This window comes from Ketobacter sp. GenoA1 (assembly GCF_003671475.1).
GTDB lineage: Bacteria > Pseudomonadota > Gammaproteobacteria > Pseudomonadales > Ketobacteraceae > Ketobacter.
Genome location: NZ_RCHM01000042.1, coordinates 510,306 through 529,365 on the forward strand (window position 1 = coordinate 510,306; position 19,060 = coordinate 529,365).

At 54.1% G+C, this 19,060-nt stretch carries 11 protein-coding genes; 8 read left to right on the forward strand and 3 right to left on the reverse strand.

The window, feature by feature from the left end; all coding sequences use genetic code 11:
* Nucleotides 1-7: 7 nt before the first annotated feature.
* Nucleotides 8-982 carry an AAA family ATPase gene (locus D9N13_RS16455; RefSeq protein WP_290592289.1) on the reverse strand — a complete coding sequence of 325 codons (975 nt, stop codon included), beginning with the start codon at nucleotides 980-982 and terminating at the stop codon, nucleotides 8-10.
* A gap of 314 nt (nucleotides 983-1,296) precedes the next feature.
* Between D9N13_RS16455 and D9N13_RS16460 the strand changes: the two genes are divergently transcribed.
* The 3 genes from D9N13_RS16460 (at nucleotide 1,297) to D9N13_RS16470 (ending at nucleotide 7,432) form a co-directional block, all read left to right on the forward strand.
* Entirely contained in the window at nucleotides 1,297-6,150 is a 4,854-nt protein-coding gene (locus D9N13_RS16460; RefSeq protein WP_290592291.1) for an NAD-glutamate dehydrogenase, read from the forward strand.
* Nucleotides 6,134-6,352, forward strand: a complete 219-nt coding sequence (locus D9N13_RS16465; protein ID WP_290592293.1) for a DUF2835 domain-containing protein — start codon at nucleotides 6,134-6,136, stop codon at nucleotides 6,350-6,352. Before D9N13_RS16460 ends, D9N13_RS16465 begins: the two co-directional genes overlap by 17 nt.
* 63 nt (nucleotides 6,353-6,415) lie before the next feature.
* Complete coding sequence (locus D9N13_RS16470; RefSeq protein ID WP_290592295.1) at nucleotides 6,416-7,432, forward strand: quinone-dependent dihydroorotate dehydrogenase; 1,017 nt, start codon at nucleotides 6,416-6,418, stop codon at nucleotides 7,430-7,432.
* A gap of 174 nt (nucleotides 7,433-7,606) precedes the next feature.
* Here the strand turns inward: D9N13_RS16470 and rmf are convergent, their stop codons facing one another.
* On the reverse strand, nucleotides 7,607-7,810 hold the full coding sequence (rmf, locus tag D9N13_RS16475; protein ID WP_290592297.1) for a ribosome modulation factor: 204 nt from the start codon (nucleotides 7,808-7,810) through the stop codon (nucleotides 7,607-7,609).
* A gap of 278 nt (nucleotides 7,811-8,088) precedes the next feature.
* Between rmf and rlmKL the strand changes: the two genes are divergently transcribed.
* Nucleotides 8,089-10,251, forward strand: coding sequence for a bifunctional 23S rRNA (guanine(2069)-N(7))-methyltransferase RlmK/23S rRNA (guanine(2445)-N(2))-methyltransferase RlmL (gene rlmKL / locus D9N13_RS16480; protein WP_290592299.1), 2,163 nt, complete (start codon nucleotides 8,089-8,091; stop codon nucleotides 10,249-10,251).
* A gap of 67 nt (nucleotides 10,252-10,318) precedes the next feature.
* Entirely contained in the window at nucleotides 10,319-11,935 is a 1,617-nt protein-coding gene (locus tag D9N13_RS16485) for a hypothetical protein (RefSeq protein WP_290592301.1), read from the forward strand.
* Here the strand turns inward: D9N13_RS16485 and D9N13_RS16490 are convergent.
* Nucleotides 11,930-13,192 carry a hypothetical protein gene (locus D9N13_RS16490; protein WP_290592303.1) on the reverse strand — a complete coding sequence of 421 codons (1,263 nt, stop codon included), beginning with the start codon at nucleotides 13,190-13,192 and terminating at the stop codon, nucleotides 11,930-11,932. The two genes, D9N13_RS16485 and D9N13_RS16490, sit on opposite strands and share 6 nt — an antisense overlap.
* Before the next feature lie 213 nt (nucleotides 13,193-13,405).
* On the opposite strand from D9N13_RS16490, the gene D9N13_RS16495 reads away from it, so the two are divergent.
* The 3 genes from D9N13_RS16495 to D9N13_RS16505 all read left to right on the forward strand — a co-directional run bounded on the left by D9N13_RS16495 (nucleotide 13,406) and on the right by D9N13_RS16505 (nucleotide 19,054).
* Nucleotides 13,406-14,599 carry a DUF5610 domain-containing protein gene (locus D9N13_RS16495; protein WP_290592304.1) on the forward strand — a complete coding sequence of 398 codons (1,194 nt, stop codon included), beginning with the start codon at nucleotides 13,406-13,408 and terminating at the stop codon, nucleotides 14,597-14,599.
* Nucleotides 14,600-14,721: 122 nt separating this feature from the next.
* Nucleotides 14,722-18,807, forward strand: coding sequence for a hypothetical protein (locus tag D9N13_RS16500; RefSeq protein WP_290592306.1), 4,086 nt, complete (start codon nucleotides 14,722-14,724; stop codon nucleotides 18,805-18,807).
* A gap of 4 nt (nucleotides 18,808-18,811) precedes the next feature.
* Nucleotides 18,812-19,054, forward strand: coding sequence for a glutaredoxin family protein (locus D9N13_RS16505; RefSeq protein WP_290592308.1), 243 nt, complete (start codon nucleotides 18,812-18,814; stop codon nucleotides 19,052-19,054).
* Nucleotides 19,055-19,060: the final 6 nt, after the last annotated feature.

Consider the following 19,060-nt stretch of genomic DNA (forward strand, 5'->3'; position numbering starts at 1 on the left):
GGGCACCTCAGGGGGCAGAGACGCGGTCGATCAGCTCATCAATGATGTGGTCGGCGGTAATACCCTTGGCCTCCGCTTCAAACGTCAGTCCGATGCGGTGACGCAGGGTGTCATGGGCCACCGCCTGGACGTCCTCCGGTGTGACAAAGTCACGGTCATTGAGCCAGGCGTGGGCCCTGGCGCAGGCATCCAGGGCAATAGTGCCCCGCGGGCTGACACCGTATTCAATCCAGCTGGAAAGATCATCGCCGTAGGCCAGCGGGTTGCGGGTGGCCATGGTGAATTGCACGATGTACTCCTCAATGTCCTGGATCATGTGCAGTTCGATGACTTCGGCGCGGGCGGCAAAAATCTGCTGCTGCGTAATGTGGATAGGGTCTGCCGTGCTGTCTTCCGGATGCTGTTTGTCCATGGCTTCCATTCGCGCCAGCTGCAGAATCTTTTTCTCCGATGCCGCATCGGGGTAATCGATGGTGACGTGCATCAGAAAACGGTCCAGTTGTGCTTCCGGCAGTGGGTAGGTGCCTTCCTGTTCGATGGGATTCTGGGTAGCCATCACCAGAAACAGGGGGGGCAGGGGGTGGGTGAGTTTGCCCACGCTGATCTGCCGTTCCGCCATGGCCTCGAGCAATGCGGACTGTACTTTGGCCGGGGCTCGGTTGATTTCGTCTGCCAGCACCAGGTTGTGGAATATGGGGCCGGGTTGGAACACAAAGCTGCTGTCCTGGGGCCTGTAGATTTCCGTCCCGGTTACATCCGCCGGCAGCAGGTCCGGTGTGAACTGAATGCGATGGAAGTCGCCTTCCAGTCCCGTTGCCAGGGCCTTGATGGCTTTGGTTTTGGCCAGACCGGGTGCGCCTTCCACCAGCAGATGGCCATCCGCCAGAATGGCAATCAATAATCGGTCCACCAGATGGGCCTGCCCGATGATTTGCTCGCACAAGGATTCTTTCAACGCAAGAATGGCGTCGCGATTCGACATGATTCCAAATACTCCAGGCGTATGAGCGTGGTGCCGGGGCTAACCGGGTGATTTCGTGTTAAATCAGGTGGCCCCACACCAACGTCCGCTAATATATTGTTTTTTCCAGACTTATTTGTTCTTATCCCCCGGATTATGCCTATTCCGGAGGACGATTGCTAGCCGTAGCCAGGCTGTGTATGTGATCCATGGACAGGGAGAAAGTTCCGGCGCCGCAGTGAGCCTGGACTGGCTTTCAACTGTTTGTTCATGTTCTGATGTAACTACTAGACTAATATGACTGATATCTAATGGAAAAGTGGCCAGGGGGCTATATGGTTAACCTATCGCTGGGCGAAGATTACGTATCCTTGATTGAACGACTGTCTGACATGGTCCAGGAACGTTTTGATCGCAGTCATTCGTCCCAGACGGAACATGTACAGCAGTTTGCGCGCCATTTCTATGCCGCCGCACCGGTGCAGGAGCTGCAGCGCAAGCGGGTTGACGACCTCTATGGGATGACAGTGGGGCTGTGGAATTTTCTGCGCAGCATGCCGGGCCGACAACCTAAAATACGGGTTTTTAATCCCCGCTATGAAGACCACGGCTGGCAAAGTACCCATACCGTAGTGGAAGTGTTGTCGCCGGATTGTGCCTTTTTGGTGGATACCGTGATGATGGACGTGGTCAGGCGCGGAATTTCCATTCATTCGGTGATGAACAGCGTGATTCGGGTAAAACGCCAAAGCTCGGGGGAGCTGGAAGCCCTGAATTTCGACATGCAGGCCGAGGGTGAGAAAGAGGCCCTGATTCATATCGAAATCGATCGGCAACCGGATGCGGCCCTGGAAGGCGACATCACCAATCTCCTGCAGGGTACCCTGCGGGAACTGCAGTGTGCTGTGGGCGATTTCGAGGTCATGCAGGAGCGCACCTCTGCCATCCGCGATGAGCTTAATGAGTTGGAAAACAATCAGGGAGAGGCTTCTCTGCAGGAAGTAAAAGGTTTTCTGGCCTGGCTGGTGCAGAATCACTTTACCTTTTTGGCCATGCAGGAATACAAAGCGGTGGAAAAGCAGGGGCGCACCCACTTTGAAGCCATTACCGATTCGGCGTTAGGTGTGGCCAAGGTGTGTGACAGCCTGGATTTGCTGGAACAAAACGGCGGCCCGCTAATCTATGAAGACAAGCTCATTGTGTTTGGCAAATCCGGTACCCGTTCACGCTGGCATCGGCCTGTGTACATGGATTTCATCGGTATCCGCAAATGCGATGAGCGTGGCAAGGTGGTGGGCGAGTACCGCTGGGTTGGTCTTTACACATCCCTGGTTTTCAATAACTCACCCCGTAACTTTCCGATTATTGGCCACAAGCTACGCCAAGTGATCAGCGGCTCCGGCCTGGAACCTAATGGTCACGATGGTAAGCGCTTGATGCAGATTCTGGAAACCTTTCCCCGCGAGGAATTATTTCAGACTTCAACCGAAGCCCTGCTGAAAACTGCAGTGGGTATCCTGCACATTCAGGAGCGACGCCGTTTGCGCCTGTTTGCCCGCAAGGGTCAGTTCGGGCGGTTTCTTTCCTGTCTTATCTATACTCCCAGGGATGGCTACTCCACCGCATTGCGTAAAGCCTTTCAAGGTGTTCTGTATGAATACGTGGATGTGGAAGACATGGAATTCAACACCTACTTTACCGAGTCCACGCTGGCACGGCTGTACATAGTGCTGAAGGTAAAACCCGGCTGCAAAATGGATTTTGACGTGAAGGAAGTGGAGGGGCGTTTGGTGGAGCTGGCCCGTAGCTGGGCGGATCGGCTTTATGAAACCCTGATTGAGAGTGTGGGGGAAGACCGCGCCGGCATGCTGCAGTCCGCCTATGCCGACGCCTTCTCACTTAGCTATCGGGAGGAGTTTTCCACCCGTACTGCCGTGTCCGATATAGAACACATCGAGCAGCTTTCTGCTGACAACCCGTTGAATGTTTCATTTTACCGATCGTTGGAAGATGATCCGAAAGCACTGCGCTTTAAACTGTTTCGACGCAATCGCAATATTCCGCTGTCGGATGTATTGCCGATGCTGGAGCACCTAGGTCTGCGCGTTCTTGGCGGGCGCCCCTACCGGATTCAGAAAAAAGACGATGCCACGATTTGGGTATACGATTTCAGCGTACGTTATTTTGGCGAAGCCATCATTGAGATCGATAAAATAAAAGGTAAGTTTCAAGATGCGTTTCTCAGCACCTGGCAGGGGCTGGCAGAGGACGACAGTTTCAATCGGTTGGTGTTGTCGGTGGGCTTGAGTTGGCGGGAGGTGGCCATGTTGCGCGCCTATGCCCGCTATTTTAAACAGACAGGATTTGCTTTCAGTCAAACCTATATCAAGGATGCCCTGGTAAATCACTCACATGTAACCCGCCTGCTGGTGGACTTCTTTGAACTGCGGTTTGCCTTGAACCAACCGGCCAGCGATGCAGCTGAAACCGAGTTGCGTGACAAGATTATCGAACAGTTGGATCAGGTGGCGAGCCTGGATGAGGATCGTATTTTGCGCCGCTACCTGGATATGATGTCAGGTACCCTGCGCACCAACTTCTATCAGCAAAACGCCCAGGGTGGCTACAAACCCTATATTTCCCTTAAATTATCCCCCCACACCATACCGGACATTCCGCGGCCGCTGCCCATGTTCGAGATTTTTGTCTATTCACCGCGGGTGGAAGGTGTCCATCTGCGCGGTGGCAAGGTGGCCCGTGGCGGGTTGCGTTGGTCGGACCGGCGTGAGGATTTTCGCACCGAGGTGCTGGGGCTGGTGAAGGCACAGCAGGTGAAAAATGCGGTGATCGTACCGGTAGGTGCCAAAGGCGGTTTTTATCCCAAGCGCCTGCCTAAATCCGGTAACCGTGACGCCTATATGGCGGAGGGGATCGAGTGCTATAAAACCTTTGTTCGCGGTTTACTGGATATCACCGATAATTTGCAGGATGGTGAGGTGGTCGCTCCGGAGGGCGTGATCCGCAAGGATGAAGATGATCCCTATCTGGTGGTGGCGGCGGATAAGGGCACCGCCACTTTTTCCGATATTGCCAACGGCCTGTCGGATGAATATGGATTCTGGTTGGGGGATGCCTTCGCTTCCGGTGGCTCGGTAGGCTATGACCACAAAAAAATGGGCATCACGGCCCGCGGTGCCTGGGTATCGGTGCAGCGCCATTTCCGTGAACTGGGTGTGGACGTGCAAACCAATCCGGTGACTCTGATTGGCATCGGCGATATGTCCGGTGATGTGTTCGGCAATGGACTGCTGCTTTCCAAAGCGTTGCAGATGGTAGCCGCCTTTAATCATCTGCATATTTTCATTGACCCCAACCCCGATCCCGAGAGCAGTTTTGCCGAGCGTCAGCGGCTATTTGATCTGCCGCGCTCGAACTGGAGTGACTACAACAGCGATCTGATTTCGGCCGGCGGTGGAGTGTTCTCGCGCTCCGCCAAATCCATTCGTATCACCCAGCAGATGAAAGACCGCTTTGATATTCAGGAAGATGCCCTGACCCCTACGGATTTGATTTCTGCCCTGCTGAAAGCACCGGTGGATCTGATCTGGAACGGCGGCATCGGCACCTACATCAAATCCTCCCAGGAGCAAAACTCGGATGTGGGGGATAAAGCCAACGATGCCCTGCGGGTAAACGGGTGTGATGTGCGGGCCAAAGTGTTGGGAGAGGGTGGTAATCTGGGTATAACCCAGCTGGGGCGTATTGAGTACGGCCTCAATGGCGGCTTGTCCAACACGGATTTCATTGACAACGCCGGCGGTGTGGATTGCTCCGACCATGAAGTGAACATCAAGATTTTGCTGAATGACATTGTGCACAACGGGGATATGACCCTGAAGCAGCGCAATGAGCTGTTGGCCCAGATGACCGATGAGGTGGCGCAGCTGGTTTTGGACAATAATTACCGCCAGACCCAGGCCTTGAGTGTGGCGCGCAGCGAAACCATCTATCGTATGGGTGAATACAAGCGTTATATCCAGGCATTGGTGGCTGAAGGCAAGCTGGATCGGGAACTGGAGTACATTCCCTCGGAAGAGGAACTGCACGATCGCATTGTCAATGGCAGGGGCTTGATGCGACCGGAACTGTCCACGCTATTGTCCTACACCAAAGCCATACTGAAAGACGAGTTGACCCACTCCACTTTGCCTGACGATGACTACATCTGTCACGAGATTGAAAGGGCCTTTCCCCGGGTGTTGGTGGAAAAGTACAGCGAGCCCCTGTATGCCCACAAACTGCGGCGCGAGATCGTGGCCACTCAGGTGGCCAGCGGCATGGTGGATTTTATGGGTATCACCTTCGTGCACCGAATGAAAGATGCCGCGGGTGCCAGCGTACCAGACATAGCCCGGGCGTTTATCGCCTCCCGCGATGTGTTTGATCTGGAAAACTGGTGGCGTCAGATCGAGGCGTTGGATTACAAGATAGAAGCCAGTGAGCAACTGGAAATGATGCGCATGCTGATCCGCTTGATGCGGCGTGCCACCCGCTGGTTTTTGCGTAATAACCGTTGCGGTGTGAATGTCAGTGAGGCCATCGAGCGTTTCCGTGATGGGGTGCAGGCAGTGGCGAACAGCTTGCCCGCGGTGCTCAGCGGGCCCCGCCGAGAAGTTTGGGAAAGCCGTCACAACCGTTATGTGGAAAAAGGGGTGCCGTCGACTCTGGCGACCTTTATTGCCGGTGCTGACAGCATGCTGCCGGTGTTGGGTATCATTCAGGCCGCCGAGGTCACCCGCAAGCCGGTGGCGGAAGTGGCGGAAGTGTATTTTGCCCTGGGTTCCCACCTGGACCTGTACTGGTTCAACGAGGAGATCAACGCCCTGAATATCGAAAACCACTGGCAGGCGCTGGCTCGTGAGGCCTACCGTGACGATCTGGACTGGCAACAGCGCACACTCACGGTGGGCGTGCTGCAAATGGCCAGTGAGGCTCATACTGTGGAGGAGCGGGTGTCCGCCTGGGCGGAGCACCACGAGACCATGATCTCCCGCTGGAAAGCGTTGATCAGTGAATTCCACAGTATGGATGTGAAGGAGTTCTCCATGTACGGCGTTGCCTTGCGGGAACTGATGGATCTGGCACAAACCACACTGCACAGTGAGGGGGATCGTGCATCTAATTGTTGATATTGTGATTACCCGCGATGAATACCTGCGTTGGTATCAGGGTACAGCGAAAGCCATCTTGGCCACCAGCCGGGATGGACGCAAAGTCAGCTTTCCGGCCCAAAGCCTGCAGCCCTATGTTACCCACAATGGTATTCGCGGCAGTTTTGCCATCTATTTTGATGACAACAACAAGTTACAGAGAGTGGAAAAACTCCGCTAACAAAGCTCCAGTAACAATGCTCATGCTGGTATAATCGCCCCGGTTTTTTCAGCGGTGCGCGCCATGTTCTATAAAGTAGCCAGACAAATCCTGTTTTCCCTGCCGACGGAAACGTCCCACCATTTATCCCTCAGCGCGATCGATTGGGGGTACCGGTTGGGAATAACCCGTTGCCTGTTACCCAGGCCGGAAGTTCCCGTCAAATTATTTGGCCTCACTTTCCGCAATCCGGTTGGGCTGGCGGCGGGGCTGGACAAGAACGGCGATTACATTGATGCCTTGGGGGCACTGGGATTCGGCTTTATTGAAGTGGGAACGGTAACGCCGCGCCCGCAGCCGGGAAACCCCAAACCGCGGTTGTTTCGATTGCCGCAGCAGCGGGCGATCATCAACCGTATGGGATTCAACAATAAAGGGGTGGATCACCTGGTGGCCCGGGTGAAGCGGGCCCGCTACGATGGTGTGCTGGGCATCAATATTGGTAAAAACTTTGATACCCCGGTGGAAAATGCGCTCGGTGATTACCTTGTTTGCCTGGAAAAGGTTTACCCACACGCCGATTATGTGGTCATTAATATTTCGTCGCCCAATACGCAGGGGCTGCGTTCATTACAATATGGCGAGAGCCTGGATGGGCTACTGGGTGGCATGAAACAGGCCCAGCAGCGGTTAGCGCAACAACACGCCAAATCCGTACCACTGCTGGTGAAGATTGCCCCTGATCTGGAGCCGGAAGAAATTACCCAAATCGCTGAACAGTTCAAGAAGCATCAGATTGATGGAGTGATTGCCACCAACACCACCTTATCACGTGTGGGGGTTGAACATTTGCCCCACGGTGATGAGCAGGGAGGGCTCAGTGGCGCGCCGGTGTTTGAGAAATCGACAGAGGTGTTGCGCCAGCTGTGCGATGCGTTGGGTGGCGCGATGCCGGTGATCGGCGTCGGTGGAATTCTTGAGGCTGAGCATGCACTGGCCAAACAACAGGCCGGGGCCACTCTGGTGCAGATCTACAGTGGATTTATATATCAGGGCCCGCGGCTGATCGCCGATTGTGTAAACGCCTGGCAGCGTGGTTGACCTTTCATTACAACGGGGTTTGAAATGAACGAGGCCCCGTGCACGGGGCCTCAGGGCGGCAGCTTTTGCTGCCAGAGTGCGGGAGACACTCTATTAAAAAATCGGTATTAATGGTTGTCTGATTAACCCCGCAGGTTGTTATTCCAATCTAAAGTAGAAGGTTGAGCAGATTGGTCAGAGGTTCGCAATTTTATGAATGCCGGATACGCCGGTATAGCCTTCCCATTGGTCAGTGCGCCCTTCGCGCCAGCCGGTGAGCCATGTCTGTCGTGCAACAACTTCTGTAAAAGGGCAGGAATCTTTTGATCGTCCGCCGACACCTGCATTATATCCTTTGATGTAGGCTCTGCTGGCTCTATCGCGTTTTTGTCTCTTCATAAATAATCGACCTCGTTATCCTGTTTGCGATGTTGAGAGATTAAGATGGTAGTTGATTAAGCGTAGAGAAAGGCTCCTTGTTAGAACGTTATTGTGAGAGTCTGCGCGGGCGCTTTTTTTCCGGCCCGGACTTACATTAGTACCGAACTTTAGGAATGATGTCGACAAAAAAATTGTCATAAAAAAGACACGAACGATTTAAATGAGTAATTGATAAATTAGGCCGCGAACGCGGTAACCGATAGATTTCATAGGCTTACAGGTGGTGTTTAAACCTAATGGATACATTTGACTGGAAGTTGTCGCGCTTGGTGATCAGTTGTGCAGGCGGTCTGGAACCGTTTTTATTGCAAGAAATTCAAGCAATTGCAGGCAGTGACTACCAATTGGTTCGGGGGGCGGTGGAAGGGCCTGCGGATCTGAAAAATGTGTATAAAATTTGTCTCTGGTCAAGAATTGCTTCCCGGGTACTCCTGCCCATCGCTGAATTCCCTTACAAAAACGAAGATGATCTGTACCACCGTCTGCGCCAGATTCACTGGCAGACACACTTTGCATTGCACGACAGTATTGCCATTTCCACTTCGAAAGAAGGTTCGGTTAATGTCAACACACAGTTCCTCACTTATCGCACCAAAGACGCCATCATGGATTATTTTCGTCAGTTCGTGGGGGATCGGCCGAATGTCGATACCCGCAATCCCGATATACGCATTCATGTGCATTTTGGTCGTGAGCAGGTGCAGGTGGCGTTGGATCTTTCCGGTGATCCGTTGCATAAACGAGGTTATCGTGTCGCCCAGAATGAGGCGCCGTTGAAAGAAACCCTGGCTGCTGCTTTGTTGATGAGTGCCGGTTGGCCCGATGCGGCGTATCCGCGTTTGGTGGATCCCATGTGCGGCTCTGGTACGCTGTTGATTGAGGCGGCAATGATGCAGTCGGGCATGGCGCCGGGATTGATACGTAAAGGTTTTGGCTTTGAAAAATGGGCGTATCATGATGAATCTTTATGGCGTGAAACGGTGAACGAGGCGGTGGAGCAGGATGCTTCCGAGGATTTTCCATTTCAGATCAAGGGCTATGATTCCGACAATGAATCGATTCAATCCGCGCTGAAAAATATTGCGGCGGCCGGCTTGGAAGGGGCCATACACGTGGAACGTAGAGAGCTGGCTCAGTTTGCGTTGCATCAAAACCCAGATAACCAAGCGGGCATGATTGTCAGTAATCCACCCTACGGCGAACGCTTGGATAAGGATGCCGATCTGATTTTTTTATACCGGGCAATTGCCCGGCGGATACAGGAAAATTGCGAGCATTGGCGTGCGGCCATCATCACCAACAATGTCGAATTTGCCGATGCCTTGCAGTTGGATAACCCGCAAACGGCACGGGTCTACAACGGGCCCATTCGCTGTGTAATTCGCAGTGGCGATGTGGTGAGGCGTGCCGCGTTTCAGTGTGTACCGACCCGCATTGAACTGCAGCATGATCAGATTGATCAGGCGCCAGCGAAAGACCTGCTCAACCGCATAAAAAAGAACGTTAAAGGATTGCAAAAATGGATCGAGCGCGAGCAGGTGCTGGCTTACAGGCTGTATGATGCGGATATTCCCGAATACAATCTGGCCATCGACTGGTACAACGGTCATTTGCATGTGCAGGAGTATGCGCCGCCCAAGAGTGTAAGCCCGGAGAAAGCAGCCCAGCGTTTGCAGGATGCGTTGGACAGTCTCAAGTTGTTGTTTGGCGTTTCCCAGTCACGACTGCATGTAAAAAGCCGGCAACGACAAAAAGGCAATCAGCAATATCAGAAACTGAATGAAACCCGACGTATGCTGCCCATTGCTGAAGCCGGTGCGCTGTTGCTGGTGAACTTGGATGATTACCTGGACACTGGGCTGTTCTTGGATCACCGGCCCACCCGGGTGCGGTTGCAGCAGCTATCGAAAGGTGCGCGATTTTTGAATCTGTTCTGCTATACCGCTGCGGCCACAGTGCACGCAGCCATTGGCGGGGCGAAGCGCACTACCTCCGTGGACATGTCAGCAACCTACCTGGGCTGGGCCCGCAACAATCTGTATCTGAATGGATGCAGCGAAAGTCTTCATCAGTTGGTGCGCAGTGATTGTATGGCGTGGCTGAAACAATGCCGGGAGCAGTATGATCTGATTTTTGTGGACCCACCCACCTTTTCCAATTCCAAGCGTATGCAGGGCTTCTTTGATGTGCAAAAGTCTCAGGTGGAATTGCTGGACCTGGCCATGAAGCGGTTGGAGCCCGGCGGTTTGTTAATTTTCTCTAATAATTTCAATCGGTTTGAGTTGGAGCCTGAATTGATTGAGCGCTACAGTGTGAGTGAAATAACCAAGGCAAGCCTGCCGCCGGATTTCGCCCGAGGTAAGCCAATCCACCATTGTTGGGAATTCCGGCACAAATAGTTATCGTTACCATAATCCTCTGAATTCTTTGCTAATCTGAAGTTAAGTAGCGCGTTCAGGTGAGTGAATGGCCAAGCACAAGAATAGTTTCGATACGTCCGCATCCGGTGAATTGAAGACCATCGCTGAATTCATTGCCATTGCGCTGCAATCCAGCCGTGCCCGCCTGAACATGTTAGGCCTGGAGGACAATGCGTTGTTGGACCCGGAAGCCAGCATTGATCAACAGGTGGCGGTGTTACGTGTGTTGTTTCTTGAGGCAGAACAATCCTGCCTGCCCTTTGATGCCGCCAATGATCGATTTTGGCGGGTGATGAGAGCCCGTCTGCAACCGGTTGTTCTGGCCTATCTTACTCACGAAAAATTTGTTCAGACGCTGGATATTGAAGCCCGTGAATTACGACCGGATACGTTGATGCAGGTCTATAAGGATCGGCTGGGTAATTCCGACCGATTCCGCTCATTCTTTTTTGATTTGGACAAAAGGCTCAAACAGGAAGCATTGTCCATGTTGGCAGCGGATGACGGCGATGGGGGTAACGGCGCCCAGCTGGCGCCACCGTTGGCTAAAGGCCGGCCCAAGCACTCGCTGCAGGATAGCAAGGCGGTAATTGAAAAAAACATCCTTGCCGGTCTGGAAAAGCAGCTTCAGGATTTGGAAAAAAAGTATAACGTTCAAGAAAAAGAGCTGCACAAAACGCAGCAACAAGTGGCGGAGATGGAGTCTGCGCTGGCCGACAAAGAAGCCAGGGTGACTGCCTACAAGAAACAAATTTCAACGTTGGAAGAACAGAATCAGCAATTACGCCTGGCATTGGATGCCCGTGAGCGTGAATATCAACCGGTGCAGAGTCTGGAGGCGATGGCGCAAGCGGAGCCGTTGGGGGATCTGGTACTGGATGCGGATCAGGAAAACCTTCTGCTTAAAATTGAGTCCATGGAGCGGGAGTTGGCCTCCACTTCGGATGCGGCCTACAACGCCTTTATGGCGAACTCGGATCTGGGCATCATCATTCTGTTTATGTTAACCAGCTTTAAATGCCGAACCCACGAGCAGCTGGCTGCGGAAGTGGTTAAGTCCGTCAGTACCTTTGGGCTGAAAGCGATTGTCGGTATGCAGAAAGGCAACGCTTATACCTTCATCCCCGAGGCCGGTAGTGGGACGCTGAAATCCCTGTTGCAGAGTAAGATTTCAAGCGGAAAAACCGTCGATGCCCCTCATCTGATGTTGTTTGAGGAAAGTTGCTGTATTTTGATTGAAAGCCCACCGTTAGCGGATGAGGAGCGTTATGCCCGCTTGAAAGACAATCTGGGGACCTTGATGCGTGGGGTGCAGGCCAGATACGGCTCGATCCTGGCGGAGACTTCAGTGCAAAAACAGAAAAGTCAGGTGGACGCTTTGATCGTGCGCAGTAATGAGGTGTTTCGCACCTTTGAGAGCAACCTGGACAAGCAGAAAGACAAGATGAGCCGGGTTATTAATATGCTGGGGCAGGAGATGCGCAAGAACCTCGGCATCCCCCCTGGCGATCAAAAGAGTATTCGTTTGAATATGGATCTTAAGAAGCTGGAGGATTCACTGGGTAAGCTTTTTGTTCAGAATGAGCTGGTGGACCCGGCCTTTAAAAAGAATATATCCCGGGTGGCCGAAAACCTGTTGAAAAAGAACAAGCCGGAGCTATAGCAGGGGCGGTGCGTTGCTGCCGCTTTTCTCTTCATAAAGGCTGAGATAGCGTTGTTCCAGGTCGTGAAAACTCTTCTGCAGTGCAATCAGTTCTTCTTTCTGGCTTTCCAGTTTCAGTTTCAAGCCTGCTACCAATGGTTGATCAGTATCGGTGCTGGCTTCCAGCGCCTTTCTCATTTCATCGTTCTCCAGCATCAACTGTTTGTTCTGGTTGCTGAGCATATGAATTTTTTCCACCATTTCCGCGCTTTCTTCGATGAATTTTTCGATGACTGCGTTGGCTTTTTCATCGCTAACGGCGCTGTTTGGCTCAAACTGAAGTTCCTGCTTTATAGAGTCAATGCAGTCACTGCCTTGTTGGATTACAGAATCCAGGGTTTCCACCGTTGCATTTAATGTGTCACGTTCCTGCTGATTCTCCAGAGCCGCGATTTGCTGTTTCAGGGATTTTATGGTCGTGGACTGCTGGTCGATAATATTATTCAGAATTTCGATATTCTGTGACTGGGCAAAGGCAGGTTTGCCTTTAGCAGAAGGGTTTGCCGCTGCTTCGGTATCCGGACCGGCGGTGTTACCGGAGGTTTCATGGAAAGCCTCATGAATCAGATACACCAGTTCCCGCAGGTTTTCACTGTTGGGGAAGTTTTCACAGACCCCCAAGAGAGCTTTGTGTAATTGTAATTCGAGTTCGCTGCGGTGTAGTTCGCTGGTTGCCGCTGTTTCCAGGCAGCTTATGAAGGGTTTCAGGTTATTCAGTTGCTGCAGGTGCTGTTGTTTTTCTGTTTCCAGTGCCTGTATGGTTTCGTCTTTGGTGGTGAGCTCATCATTGTGCGATTCATTCAGCAATTTGGTGGCGTGGTCCACTCTTGCTTTAATCAGGTCAGTAATTTTTTCTGCCAGATGCACGTAGTTTTTGATTTGTTCCCGCCACGGCGTGTTGGTGGAACCCACGTGATCCTGTATTAATGCCAGTTCCGCCTGTAACACCAGATAACGCAATGAAATGGCCATGTCCTCTGGCGCCAGATCCGGCCGTAAGGCCACCGTTTCCTGGGCACAGTGGGCGGTTGTGTTGTCTATTTCCCGCTGGAAATACCCAGTCAGATTCTCACCGCTGATGTCATCCTTAACATCGGTCAGAATATTTTTTAACTGGTTTATGGTTTTCTTTTGGCGCTTGATTATCAGCAGCAGGATCACAATGGCGGTGATCAGGGCCAGTAGCGCTTGCAGGCCAATCAATAATTCTGTCGACATTACCTAACCTATATCAATTTTTCTGCTACTCAGTATGGCCCATGAATTCACAGCTTGCATAATGAGGTGCAGCTTAAGGTATTGAAATCGTGCTGATAATTCCTGCTAAAGGTTTGTAATCCCCGGCCGATAACCCATTGAAGGGGCTGTTTTGGCTGTCAGTGCCCGTGAACGTATGTTGAACTGAGCCTGGCTGGCTCGGGAGTCGAAGCCATGTATTCTTTTAACCCCCTGTTTAAAAACAGTTTCTTTGGTTCTGACACGGGTTTCCCCGGGCGGGGCCATGGTTTGGGGCAGTATCATGCCCCGGGGCAGGTAAAATCGCCGAATTCCACTTCAGCTCCCAGCAGTGTGGCGCAGATTGAGCGCACGTTGGCCCTGGCCTATGAAAAACTTCAGGTGACGGCAACGCGGGGCTCAGCGGCTGCGGAATCCGGCACGGCGGCACCGGCAGAGACTGATTTTTCTCCCCAGGCGGTGACCGATCGCATATTGGGCTTTGTGCGTGATCGTCTGGAAACAGAGCGGGCCAACGGTGCCTCAGAGGCGAAAATCAAGGATCTGTATCAACAAGCAGTGAGTGGTGTCGAGCGGGGCTTGCGTGAAGCCAAAGACATTATTCAGGCCCAGGGGCTGTTTCAGGGTGAGGTCAAAGACAATTTCTACGACACGGTCACCCGTCTGGCCGACGGCCTGGAGGCATTGGGTGAATCGCTGTTCGGGCAAGCACTGGATACGCCTGTGGCAGCGGTGGAAGGCCTCAGCGTACAGCGCTCAGAGCTGGCGTTCCAACGGGATCGCAGTTTCGAGATGGAAGTCGTGACCCAGGATGGCGATACCATCAAACTGTTGGTCAGCTCCGGGCAAAGCGGTTACGCCAATCAGAGTACATTGCAGGCAGACGGGGTGAATGCCCAGAGTTTGCAAGCGGGCTTTGCCAGTTACGATAACCTTTCATTTTCCGTGCAGGGCGAGCTGGATGAAGGTGAGATCACCGCGCTTAAAGATCTGTTCAGCCAGGTGAACGCCGTTGCCGAGACCTTCTATGGCGGTGATGTGCAGCAGGCCTTCGATCAGGCCATGAGCGTGGGCATGGACAGCGAAGAGCTGGCTGCATTCAGCGTAGACATGCAACAATCCCAAACGGTGGCGGTACGTGAAACCTATGTGGCCATCGACAACCTGTCGCGGCCGCAGCCTGGCAACGGCTTTGAGGATGTACTGCCACGCCTGGGGCAATTTGCCCGCAGCGTCGAGGCCGCCGGCAAGGTGGCAGACGGGTTGGACGCCGGTCGCCTCGCAGCCCCCGATCTGTTGCGTGAACTGGTTTCCCGATTGTATTCCGAATCCGATACCGGGCAGGGCAACGACACGGATTTCAAACGGTTTATCGAAGCGCTGGCCTGAGAACCGGTTCAAAAAAATCCTTAACATTGCCTGTCTCAACTCGTATAAGCTGTTTATTCTGAAACAAAGGGCCCGTGAGGGCCCTCTTGTTATTGGTGATTGGACTGTCGGGGAGTAATGAAATGCTGTGGCGTTGCCTGCTGTGGTTTGGCTGTCTCTGTCTATTGGGTCCCGGGATCGCGCCGGCGCAACCGTCGTTACCGGAGCCATTGCAACCCTGGCAGAATTGGGCCTTAAAAGATCATCCGGATATTGATTGCCCGTTTTCCCCGGCCGCTTTTGATCAGCGCCAGTGCCGTTGGCCCGCTACCCTTTATCTCAATGTAACGGCAACCGGATTGCATTTTGAGCAGCAATGGCAGCTGTTTCGGCGGGGGCAGGTGCCCTTGCCGGGGGGCGAAGGCTATTGGCCGGAATCGGTGTTGGTGAATGCCATCAGTGGGCTGGTGCTGGACCAGGGCGGCAGGCCTGCCATTCAATTAGAGCCCGGTAAGCACAATATTGCCGGCTTTATCCCCTGGCAACGGATTCCCGAATCCATCCTGCTGCCGCCTTCTGCTGCCCTGGTCAGCCTGAAAATAGACGACCGCCTCATCCCTCCGAATATCGACGCCGAAGGCAGGCTATGGTTCAGCGCACGGGTTTCGCGGCCGGAGCAAGCCGAACAGGCGTCCGAGGATAAATTAACGGTGCGTGTTTATCGGCGCCTGGTGGATGAGATCCCCTTTGTTATGGAAACCCGGGTTGATCTTGAAGTGGCGGGCAAAGCACGGGAAGTGGTGCTGGGTAAGATTCTGTTTGATGCCTTCACCCCGCGTGCAATACACAGCCCGCTGCCCGCCCGTGTGGACGGCGATGGACGCCTGCGCATGCAATTGCGTGCGGGACAGTGGCAGGTTCAGTTGCTGGCGCATCACAATGGTCCTGTTGAGAAAGTATTTTTTGAAACCAGTGAAGAGGGCTTCTGGCCGGAGGAGGAAATCTGGGTATTTGAGGCCCGGCCGGCGTTGCGTCAGGTGAGAGTGGAAGGCGCTGAAGGTCTGGACCCGTCACAAACCGCCTTGCCGCAGCGCTGGCAGCAGTGGCCGGCCTATCATGTGCGTCAGGGCCAGGTGATATCGTTGATGGAGCTGAGGCGGGGTGATCCCCAACCTGCACCCAATCAGTTGAATATCAACCGGGATCTGTGGCTGGATTTCAATGGCACAGGGTTGACGGCGCGGGATCATATTCAGGGCAGTATGAATCGTGGTTGGCGTTTGCAGGTGGACCCCGGCCAGCAACTGGGTAGCCTCACCCTGAACGGTGATCCCCAGGTGATCACCGTGAGTGATGGTGTGCAGGGGGTGGAGGTGAGGCAGAATCATCTTCAGGCCCAGGCGTTAAGCCGGCTTATGTTAAAGCCGGGTACTCATAAACAGCGGCTACCGGCGGTGGGTTGGCTGCACGATATGGACCGGGTCAGTGCCACCTTGCATATTCCACCCGGTTGGCGGGTGTTGATGGCAGCGGGAATGGAGCGCTCCACCAATACCTGGGTGGACAGCTGGAACGTATGGGATGTGTTCATCGTTCTGATCACGGTAGCGGCGATGCTCAAACTGCGTGGCCTCTGGTCGGGCGTGATTACCGGGGCTTCGTTGTTGTTGATCTACCCTGAAGCCACGTTGTTTCTTTATCTGTTGTTGAACGTTATTGCTGTGATGGCGTTGTTGTTTGTGTTGCCAACGGGGCGCCTGAAAAAACTGTTTACCCTGTATGGCACCGCCAGCGCCTTGTTACTGGTGCTGTGGCTGTTGAGCTTTATGGTGCAGCAAGCCCGTTTGGGGCTGTATCCTCAATTGGCGCAACCCTGGAATCAAATGGGATCCGGGCCCGTTGCCGAGCACAGTCTGCCGTTTTCCCAACAGGATGACATGGCCAGTGGCATGGACAAAATGGAGAACCTGGCACGCAGCGTAGCGGAACCCGCTGCCGTCCTGCCAGCGGTTGCGCCGCGTGAACGCCTGGAACAACGGGATCCCAATCTGGCGGCACAGACCGGGCCGGGGCAGCCGAATTGGCAATGGGAGCGAACCATTCTGCATTGGGCGGGCCCGGTAACAGCGGGGGAAACCATTACCTTGTGGCTGTTGGCTCCAATGGAAAACCGCATATTGTGCTGGCTGCGGGTGCTGCTGTCGGTGTTGGTGATTGCGGCGTTGTTCGGGCTTTCCCGGCGGGCCGGTCAGTGGCAATGGTCCCTGTGGCGGGCTCCCCTATCATCCAGTGCCCTGGCGCTGGTGGTGATGGTGCTGTTGCTGCCCACAACACGCCAGGCCCATGCTGAATTTCCGGATCAGAATCTGCTGCGGGAGCTGGCCCAATATCAACTGCAGCGGCAGGATTGTACGCCCGCCTGCTTGTCCATTGTGCGCACGGTGCTGGTGTCGGAGGCTACCCGGGTGACCGCTCATTTCACTCTTAATGCCCAGCAAGCGGTGTACTGGACGCTACCGGACAGCCAAAAACAATGGCGTGTGGACAGTGTGTTGTTGAATGGTGAACCCCACAGCGCCACCTGGTCCGGGGATCAAAGCGGGCGCATGCTGGTGTTCGTGCCTGCCGGTGATCACCGGGTGTCCGTCAGCGGTAATCTGGAGTCACTGAAGGCCTTTCAGCTGACCTTTGGGGTTCAGCCCCACAATATTGAAGTGAACAGTCAGGATTTTATTGTACAGGGCCTCGATAACGGAAGATTGCTGTCCAATACACTGTATTTGCACCCGGTGGACAGCGCCCGTCAGGCGGTGTCCAGTGAACCGTCCCAGATTACACCCGATCCCATGGCTGCCTTTGTGACGGTGCAGCGTACTCTGCGGCTGGGGCGCAACTGGTATATGGAAACCCGGGTACAGCGTGTTGCTCCGTTGGATGGTGGCATCAATCTGGATATCCCCCTGATTGCCGGTGAATCGGTTACCAGCCGTGATGTGGAAGTGGAATCCGGCCGTGCCAGGGTTGTATTGCGCCCCGGCGAGAAACAGCTGACCTGGTTTTCATCCCTGGAAAAGACCTCGATGCTGACCCTGTCGGCAGAAGCTACGGCACACTGGGCAGAGCAATGGCAGGTCGAGGTGTCACCACTCTGGCATCTGGAATACGAAGGGTTGGCACCGGCCAAGGAGGGCACGTCCGGCGCTGGTTGGCAGCCCCGCTGGTACCCCTATCCGGGGGAAGGCTTAACGTTGAAAATAACCCGGCCGGAAGCGATGGCCGGCGCCACCAAGACCATTGATCAGGTCAAGCAGGTATGGGAACCGGGGGTGCGCGAATCCAGAGGTAATCTGCGACTGCATGTATTGACCAGCAAAGGCAGCGAGCAACGTATCGAGCTGCCTCAGGATGCGCGGGTTAAGTCGGTTAAGGTTAATGAAGAGTTGCGCGCGGTGGATGAACAGAATCCGCTGTTGATCGTGCCGCTTAATCCAGGGCAGCATTGGATTGACGTTGAGTGGCGTCAGCCACAAGGTATTCTGTGGCAGAATCCATCCCCGGTGGTGGACATTAATGATGATTATGTGAACCACCAATTGCGGGTAAATGTGCCGCGTAATCGCTGGGTGTTGTTTGTGGGCGGGCCCGACATGGGGCCGGCGATTCTCTTTTGGGGCGTGCTGCTGGTCTTGGTGCTGGTGGGGTTTGTACTGGGTCGCTTTCAGGGGCTGCCTTTGCGCAGCTGGCATTGGATTGTGTTGATGGTGGGCCTCTGTGCCGGCTGGGTGGAAACCATTGTGCCGGTGGTGGCGTGGTTCTTCCTGCTGCACCAGCGCCGGCAGCCCTGGGTGAAAAAGTTGAACCGGGTGCAGTTCAATGCTCTGCAGGCGGTGATCGTGCTGTTGAGTCTGACCACGCTGGCAGCATTGCTGGCGGCGGTGCCCAAGGGCCTGATCGGCAGCCCCGACATGGGTGTTACCGGGAACGCATCCAGTCAGTATGCGCTGAACTGGTTTGTGGATCGTGGAACCGGGGCGCTGCGATCCGCCTGGTTTGTGTCCGTACCAATCTGGATTTACCGGTTGCTTATGCTGGTCTGGTCCTTGTGGCTGGTGGTGCATATCCTGCGTTGGCTGCAATGGGGCTGGATGGCGTTTACCGACGGTGGCTATTGGCGCTCCGGTGTGGTGCTGGATAACGCGGATCAGGAACCGGGTATGAAGGGCAAGTGAAGTGATGAAAGAAGAACTGGTGTTCTACACCACCGCAGGCTGTCATCTGTGCGATGTGGCACGCCAAATCTACCAGGCTACCCTGGCGCCGGAGTACTTCGAGGTCAGGGAAGTGGATATTGCCCACTCCGATACCCTGGTAGAGCGTTATGGCACGCGCATTCCGGTGATACGCCGGATGCGGGATGACACTGAGCTGAATTGGCCCTTTGATCAGCAGGCCTTGGTGGATTTTCTTCCGGAGTAAAGCTAG

Excerpts from the sequence above, each read along its gene's own strand:
- D9N13_RS16490 (WP_290592303.1), bottom strand. The coding sequence starts at position 13,192 with ATGTCGACAGAATTATTGATTGGCCTGCAAGCGCTACTGGCCCTGATC.
- D9N13_RS16460 (WP_290592291.1), top strand. The coding sequence starts at position 1,297 with ATGGTTAACCTATCGCTGGGCGAAGATTACGTATCCTTGATTGAACGA.
- rmf (WP_290592297.1), bottom strand. The coding sequence starts at position 7,810 with ATGAAGAGACAAAAACGCGATAGAGCCAGCAGAGCCTACATCAAAGGA.
- D9N13_RS16495 (WP_290592304.1), top strand. The coding sequence starts at position 13,406 with ATGTATTCTTTTAACCCCCTGTTTAAAAACAGTTTCTTTGGTTCTGAC.
- D9N13_RS16505 (WP_290592308.1), top strand. The coding sequence starts at position 18,812 with ATGAAAGAAGAACTGGTGTTCTACACCACCGCAGGCTGTCATCTGTGC.
- D9N13_RS16455 (WP_290592289.1), bottom strand. The coding sequence starts at position 982 with ATGTCGAATCGCGACGCCATTCTTGCGTTGAAAGAATCCTTGTGCGAG.
- D9N13_RS16470 (WP_290592295.1), top strand. The coding sequence starts at position 6,416 with ATGTTCTATAAAGTAGCCAGACAAATCCTGTTTTCCCTGCCGACGGAA.
- rlmKL (WP_290592299.1), top strand. The coding sequence starts at position 8,089 with ATGGATACATTTGACTGGAAGTTGTCGCGCTTGGTGATCAGTTGTGCA.
- D9N13_RS16500 (WP_290592306.1), top strand. The coding sequence starts at position 14,722 with ATGCTGTGGCGTTGCCTGCTGTGGTTTGGCTGTCTCTGTCTATTGGGT.
- D9N13_RS16485 (WP_290592301.1), top strand. The coding sequence starts at position 10,319 with ATGGCCAAGCACAAGAATAGTTTCGATACGTCCGCATCCGGTGAATTG.